This is a genomic window from Pseudomonas sp. FSL R10-2964 (assembly GCF_009600035.1).
Lineage (GTDB): Bacteria > Pseudomonadota > Gammaproteobacteria > Pseudomonadales > Pseudomonadaceae > Aquipseudomonas > Aquipseudomonas bubulae.
The window spans coordinates 58,774-65,416 of sequence record NZ_WIWH01000034.1; the positions used below are offsets into that span (position 1 = coordinate 58,774).

Consider the following 6,643-nt stretch of genomic DNA (forward strand, 5'->3'; position numbering starts at 1 on the left):
CCGGCCCAGTGGGAGCGAGCCTGCTCGCGAAGGGCGTTCGCGAGCAGGCTCGCTCCCACAGTCGCAGGTCTTAGCGCACCAACCCGCGCAACAGGGTCACGGTCTGCTCGCGCACAATGCCCATCAGCATGGCGTAACGCTCGGCCGTCAGTGTGTCCCAGCCCAGTGACTTCAGCGAGCTGGTGCGGGTCAGGTGAAACGGCAGTAACTGCCCGGTCAGGGTCATGGAGCGCAGGATGCATTCTTCATCACTGGCATCCGGGCCCATCAGCCGCGAAATGATTCCGCTGGTCACGCCGATAATGCGCTGGCCTATACGCTGGCTGATCATTTCTTCACCGGCGCTGGGGCCCAGCCCCGCCTGCTCCCGCGCATAGAACTTGCGCCAGCTGTTGGTCCGGTTGGACACCAGCATGAATTCGGCAATCTTGCTCTGGATGGCGCAGAAGGTGTCGATCAGCTGTTCGGTGTCCGGCCGCGTGCCCAGCAGCGCCTGGGCCGCTTCGATGGTCGGCGCCAGGTAATCCCAGATCCGCTCCACCATGTACTCGGTGCAGGCGCTATACACCCCTTCCTTGTTCTTGAAGTAGTAATTGAGCGCCGGTGCATTAACCCCCGCCAATTCGGCGATATCGCGGGTCGAAGCGCCCTCGTAGCCACGCTCGCCAAACAGGTTGAGGGCCGCTTCGATAATCCGCGCACTGGTTTCATCCCCACACGTATAGCCGCCTTCGCTGGCAGGTCGGCGCCGGTGAATCGTGGTCATGGGCTTCTCCTTGATCGATGAAGACGGGAGTGTGCCTGAATTTATATCGATTGACATAATTTTACCGATCGTAATAATTGTTACAACCGATAACAATTGAGAGCACCATGACCGCACATCAGGCCCTAGACCCATCGATCAAGATCAGGCCCAAACGCCAGCCTGGTAAAACCCTGGCGCTGGGGGCTCTCGGCCTGGGCGCGCTGCTGGGTGCTGCCATATGGGGTGCACACTGGTGGAATGTGGGGCGTTTTATCGAAAGCACCAACGACGCCTACCTGCAGGCCGACAGCCTGAGCGTAGCCGCCAAGATCGCAGGTACGGTGAGCGAGGTGTATGTCAGCGACAACCAGACCGTCAGCGTCGGCCAGCCGCTGGTGCGCCTCGATGTGCGGACTTATCAGGCGGCGCGGGAAAAATCCGAAGCGGCCATTCGCGCAGCCGAGGCCGATATTGCCCGGGGCGAAGCCGAGCTTGAGCAGCACGGCGCGTCCATTGCCCAGGTGCAGGCGCAGCTGGAAGGTGAAAGCGCCAACGAGCAGTACGCCGCCGCACAGGTCAAACGCTACGCGCCCCTGGCCGAAAGTGGCGCCGAGACGCAGGAGCGCATGGCCGAGCTGCGCAACGCCCTGCGTCAGGCCAGCGCAAGGCGGGCTGCCCAGGCGGCGGCACTGAACGTTGCCCAGCGCCAATTGCACACCCAGCGCGCTGCCATTGAACAAGCCCGTGCACAACTGGCCAGCGCCCAGGCCAGCACCCGCCAAAGCAAGCTTGATGAACAGGACACCGTGGTTTACAGCTCCCTGGCCGGCCGCGTCGGCAGCCGCTCGGTGCGGGTGGGCCAATACCTGCAACCCGGAACGCGCCTGATGACCATAGTGCCCCTCGATGAGGTCTACCTGACCGCCAACTTCAAGGAAACCCAGATCGAGCGCATGCACCCCGGCCAGACCGTGGCGGTGCATATCGATGCCTGGCCGGGGATAAAATTTGAGGGTGTGGTTGAAAGCCTGTCGCCCGGTACCGGCTCACAGTTCGCCCTGCTGCCGTCCAACAACGCCACCGGCAACTTCACCAAGATCGTACAGCGGGTGCCGGTGCGCATTCGCCTGAACCCCTCTGCCGATAAAGGCATTGAGTGGATGCCGGGGCTGTCGGCCACTGTCGACGTCGACACCCATCGTGGCTAGTGCTGTTGCTGCATCCGCAGCGCTGCAACCGCCCCGGGCAAATGCCAGTACCAGCGACTGGATTGTGGTCTTTGCTGGCGCATTGGGCGCGTTGATGGCCACGCTGGACATCTCCATCACCAACGCCGCCCTGCCTCAGATTCAGGGCCAGATTGGCGCCTCTGGCACCGAAGGCACATGGATCTCGACCGGCTACCTGATGGCTGAAATTGTCATGATCCCGTTAACCGCCTGGTTGACACGGGTGTTCGGGCTGCGCAATTTCCTGATCGGCAACGCGATTCTGTTCAGTCTGTTTTCGATCCTGTGCGGCATTAGCGAAACCTTGCCGCAGATGGTCATTGGCCGGCTCGGCCAGGGCTTTGCCGGGGGGGCCATGATTCCCACGGCGCAGGTGTTGGTGGCCACCCGCTTACCGCGCCATCAAATGCCCATCGGCATGACAATGTTCGGCCTGATCGTACTGCTCGGGCCACTGCTGGGCCCGGTATTGGGCGGCACCCTGACCGAAAATTTCAGCTGGCGCTGGTGTTTCTTTCTGAACATTCCGGTGTGCGCCTTGCTGCTGGTGATGCTCAGTCAGGGTCTGAAAAAAAGCCCGAGCAACTGGCAAGCGTTTATCAAGGCCGACTGGCTGGGGATTATCGGCCTGACCGTGGGCCTTAGCGCCATGACCGTGGTACTCGAAGAAGGCAATCGCGAGCGCTGGTTCGAGTCTTCGCACATCATCGGCCTGAGCCTGCTGGCGGTGTCCGGGATCGCCTTGCTGCTGATTGCCCAGAGGCTGTCGAAGACGCCGATTGTGCGTCTGAAACTCCTGCTCAATCCGCGCTTTGCCAGCGTGATCGCGATTGTATTTGTGGTGGGCTGCGGACTGTATTGCGTGGCTTTTGTACTGCCGCAATTTCTGAGCAATATTGCCGGTTTCAATGCTCAGCAATCCGGAGCGGTGATGCTGATGTCGGGTTTGCCGGCGTTTTTGATGATGCCTGTTTTGCCACGCCTGCTTGGCCGCGTGGATACCCGCATCATGGTCATGCTTGGCCTCGGTTGCCTGGCCAGCAGTTGCCTGTTGGCCATGGGGCTGACCGCCGACAGCGTGGGCGAGAATTTCACTCGCACCCAACTGCTGCTGGGCCTGGGCCAGGTAATGGCGATGATGCCGCTCAATCAGGCCTCCATGAGCTGCGTGCCGGCCCACGAGGCGGGTGAGGCTGCGGGTATCTACAACATGGCGCGCAACCTCGGCGGCTCGGTGGGGCTGGCGCTGCTGGGGACGTTTATCGAGCGGCGCAGCAGCTTCCATGACGCCACCTTGCGCGATGCCGTAAGCGTACAGTCGGTCGAAGCTCACACTCAGCTTGCAGCGTCCGCCCAGGGCTTTTTCGCTGAGCACGGCGATCTCGCCCATGCCCAGCTCCAGGCACTGGGTCAACTGGCCGGGCAGATCCAGGTTCAGGCGCAAGTGATGACCTACAGCGAAACCTTCTACGTGCTCGGCATCGCCTTGCTTTTGTGTCTGCCCCTCGCCCTCTTTCTAAAAAAACCGCCTGCCGGTACGCCATTGAACACAGGACACTGACCATGATCGCTTGCAAACCCTTGAGCCTGTTGGGTCCGTTGTTGCTGGTGGGCTGCACCTTGGGCCCGGACTATCACGCGGCACCCGACAGCCACCTGCAAGACAGGGACTTTACCCGTCAGGTGGTTGGCACCCAGGCGCAAACACCACAGGTTGCCGAATGGTGGCGCGACCTCAATGACCCGGTGCTCAACCAGTTGATCGACAGTGCACTGGGCCACAGCCCCGATCTGCAAGCGGCCGCCGCGCGGTTACGCCAGGCCCGCGCCGGACTGGCGGAAAAACGCAGCAACCAGATGCCCAAAAGCTCGGCCACGGCAGCGGCGCTTTACACCGGCTCGGGTGACAGCCAGACCGACGCCACCCACCTGTACCTGAGCGGTTTCGATGCCAGCTGGGAGCTGGATATTTTCGGCGCCAGCCGCCGCGCGGTAGAAGCAGCCAGTGCCGAAGCCGATGCCGTACAGGCGGATCTGGCCGACGCCCATGTGCAACTGGCCGCTGAAGTGGGCCAGGCCTATATCGGCCTGCGCGACCAGCAACAGCGGCTGCGCATCGCCCGCCAGTCCGAACAGCTTGAGCGCCAGTTGCTGGACTTTACCGGGCAGCGCCTGGCCCAGGGAACCGCCTCGGAACTGGACCGTGAACGCATCGCCACCCAGGTCGAAACCACCCGTGCCGCGTCCATCGCCCTGGAGCTGGAAGTGATTGAATCCCTCGACGAACTGGCCTTGCTCAGCGGTCTCGAGCCCGGCGCCCTGGACACCCGTTTGGGCACCGAAGCCGCGCTGCCGGCACTGCCCGCCATGGTCAATATCGGTGACCCGGCGCAGTTGCTGCAACAGCGCCCCGACATCCGCGCTGCAGAACGCCGGCTGGCTTCCAGCACCGCGCAGATCGGAGAACACAAGGCGGCGGCATTTCCCAGGGTCAGCCTGTTCGGCTCCCTGAGTTTCAGCGCCAGCGCGCCGGGCCATCTGTTGCGCAAGGACAACCTCAGCGCCCTGGGTGTCCCCTATCTGCAGTGGAACTGGCTGGACTTTGGCCGCGTGCAGGCCCAGGTCAAACAGGCCGAAGCCGGACGCGACGAGGCCCTGGCCAGGTACCGCAGCAGCGTGCTCGGTGCCCTGCGCGATGCCGATGTGGCACTGGCCCGCTACGGTAACGAACGCCAGCGCAGGGGCACCCTGGGCCGGGTCGAAACCAGCGCCGTACGCGCATCCACCCTCACCGAACAGCGATACCGCGCCGGTACCAGCAGCGTGCTCGACTGGCTGGACGCCGAACGCACCCGCTACCGCGCCGAACAGGACCGGGTTCACAGTGACGGTCAGTTGATCAAGGACTACATAGCCCTGCAAAAGAGTCTTGGGTTAGGGTGGCGCTCCCCGACCTGATTTCCGGATAGACCATGCGCTCCAGCCAGCATGATTTGATGTGGCGCCAGCTGCTGCCCAAAGTGCGCAGGCACGATGAGCCGCTGCAGGTGCAGCTGTGCACCGCGTTTGTCACGGCCATGCTCGACGGGCGCTTACCTGGCGGTACACGGCTGCCATCGAGCCGTGATCTGGCCATGCTGACCGGGGTTTCGCGCAATACCGCAGTACTGGTCTACGAACGCCTGGTAGCCGAGGGTTATGTCGATTCGCGGCCCCGTGACGGTTTTTTTGTATGCGGCGCCATCACTCCGACACAGACCACCCGGCCTCTGCCCGAACAGGCTGCGCAACCACCTGACTGGGCCTCGCGCATGCACCTGGCGCGCAACCCGCTGGCGTTTATGGACCGCCCACCCACCTGGCGCGAAGTGCGCTACCCCTTTATCTACGGCCAGTTCGATCCCCGGCAATTCCCGCTCACCCAGTGGCGCCAGTGCAGCCGTCAGGCACTGGAATTGAAGGCCGTGGATCGTTGGTGGCAGGAAGGCGAGAACGTCGGCGCCAGCCAGCTGATCGATCAACTGATCCGCCGCGTGTTGCCGCGCCGCGGAATTGCCGCCACCCATGATCAAGTGTTGTTGACCCTGGGCCGCCAGCAGAGTTTTTACCTGCTCGCGCGCCTGTTTGCCCGCCCCGGCAGCGTAGTCGGGGTCGAGGAACCGGGCTTTCGCGATCCGCGCAATGCCTTTGCCCACGATGGCGCGCACATGGTCTCGCTGCCCATCGACGAACACGGATTGCAGATATCCCCGGCACTGGCAGCCTGCGACTATCTGTATTGCACACCCGGCTACCAGTGCCCGACCGGTGTGACCATGAGCCTGGGCCGGCGCCAGGCCTTGCTTGAACATGCGCAGATGCACGATCAGGTGATCTTCGAAGACGATGATGACCCCGAGACCGAATACGACGGCCGCGCCCTGCCAGCGCTCAAGGCCACCGACCCGGCGGAGCGAGTGATCTACCTCAGCAGTTTGTCAAAGTTGCTGTCCCCGGGGCTGGGCATCGGTTACATCGTTGCCCCGGCACCGGTGATCGAGCAACTGCGCCAGCTGCAACGGCTGATGATCCGCCAGATCCCGGGCAACAACCAGATCACCGCCGCGCTGTTTATTCAACAAGGCCACTACGATCGGTTGCTGCAACAGGCCCGGGAAAAACTGCAACTGCGGGCCGGGGCGATGGCCACCGCATTGCGTGAAGTGCTGCCGGATGCGGAGTTTGTCATGCCCAGCGGCGGCGCCACGCTATGGCTCAAGCTGGCCGGCGAGCACGACTTGCTGAGCTTGTACTACGCAGGGTTGGCCAAGGGCGTGCTGTTTGACCCGAGCAGTGCGTTTTGCGTCGAGCCCGACACCCTGCCCCGGCCTTGCCTGCGCCTGGGCTTTGGCTCCATCGCCCAGGAGCTGATTGCCCCCGGCATTCGCGAGCTGGGACTGGTGATCAACGCCCACGCGAAACGACCTGCAGTTGTGCGCGGCTGAGCCATTTGCCCCACAACAGCGCCTGCGTTGCCCCTGTGGGAGCGGGCTTGCCCGCGATGCAGGCAACGCGCTGCATCTGGCAAACCGCAGTGCTCCCATCGCGGCCAAGCCCGGCTCCCACAACCCCAGGGCCATCTCTCCCTGTGGGAGCGGGCTTGCTCGCGATGCAGGCAACACGGTGC

At 63.2% G+C, this 6,643-nt stretch carries 5 protein-coding genes; 4 read left to right on the forward strand and 1 reads right to left on the reverse strand.

Annotation, left to right across the window (positions count from 1 at the left end; translation table 11 throughout):
• Positions 1–70: 70 nt before the first annotated feature.
• Entirely contained in the window at positions 71–766 is a 696-nt protein-coding gene (locus GHN92_RS18325) for a CerR family C-terminal domain-containing protein (protein ID WP_095001503.1), read from the reverse strand.
• Positions 767–873: 107 nt separating this feature from the next.
• Here GHN92_RS18325 and GHN92_RS18330 point away from each other — a divergent pair, with 107 nt between their 5' ends.
• The 4 genes from GHN92_RS18330 to GHN92_RS18345 are packed head-to-tail and all read left to right on the forward strand — an operon-like array spanning position 874 to position 6,461.
• On the forward strand, positions 874–1,956 hold the full coding sequence (locus GHN92_RS18330) for an HlyD family secretion protein (protein WP_095024031.1): 1,083 nt from the start codon (positions 874–876) through the stop codon (positions 1,954–1,956).
• On the forward strand, positions 1,949–3,538 hold the full coding sequence (locus GHN92_RS18335; protein ID WP_095001505.1) for an MDR family MFS transporter: 1,590 nt from the start codon (positions 1,949–1,951) through the stop codon (positions 3,536–3,538). The genes GHN92_RS18330 and GHN92_RS18335 overlap by 8 nt, the downstream gene beginning before the upstream one ends.
• 2 nt (positions 3,539–3,540) lie before the next feature.
• Positions 3,541–4,935, forward strand: a complete 1,395-nt coding sequence (locus GHN92_RS18340) for an efflux transporter outer membrane subunit (RefSeq protein ID WP_095020355.1) — start codon at positions 3,541–3,543, stop codon at positions 4,933–4,935.
• A gap of 14 nt (positions 4,936–4,949) precedes the next feature.
• Positions 4,950–6,461: a PLP-dependent aminotransferase family protein gene (locus GHN92_RS18345; protein WP_095001507.1), complete on the forward strand. Its 1,512-nt coding sequence runs from the start codon at positions 4,950–4,952 to the stop codon at positions 6,459–6,461.
• The last annotated feature ends 182 nt before the right edge of the window (positions 6,462–6,643 follow it).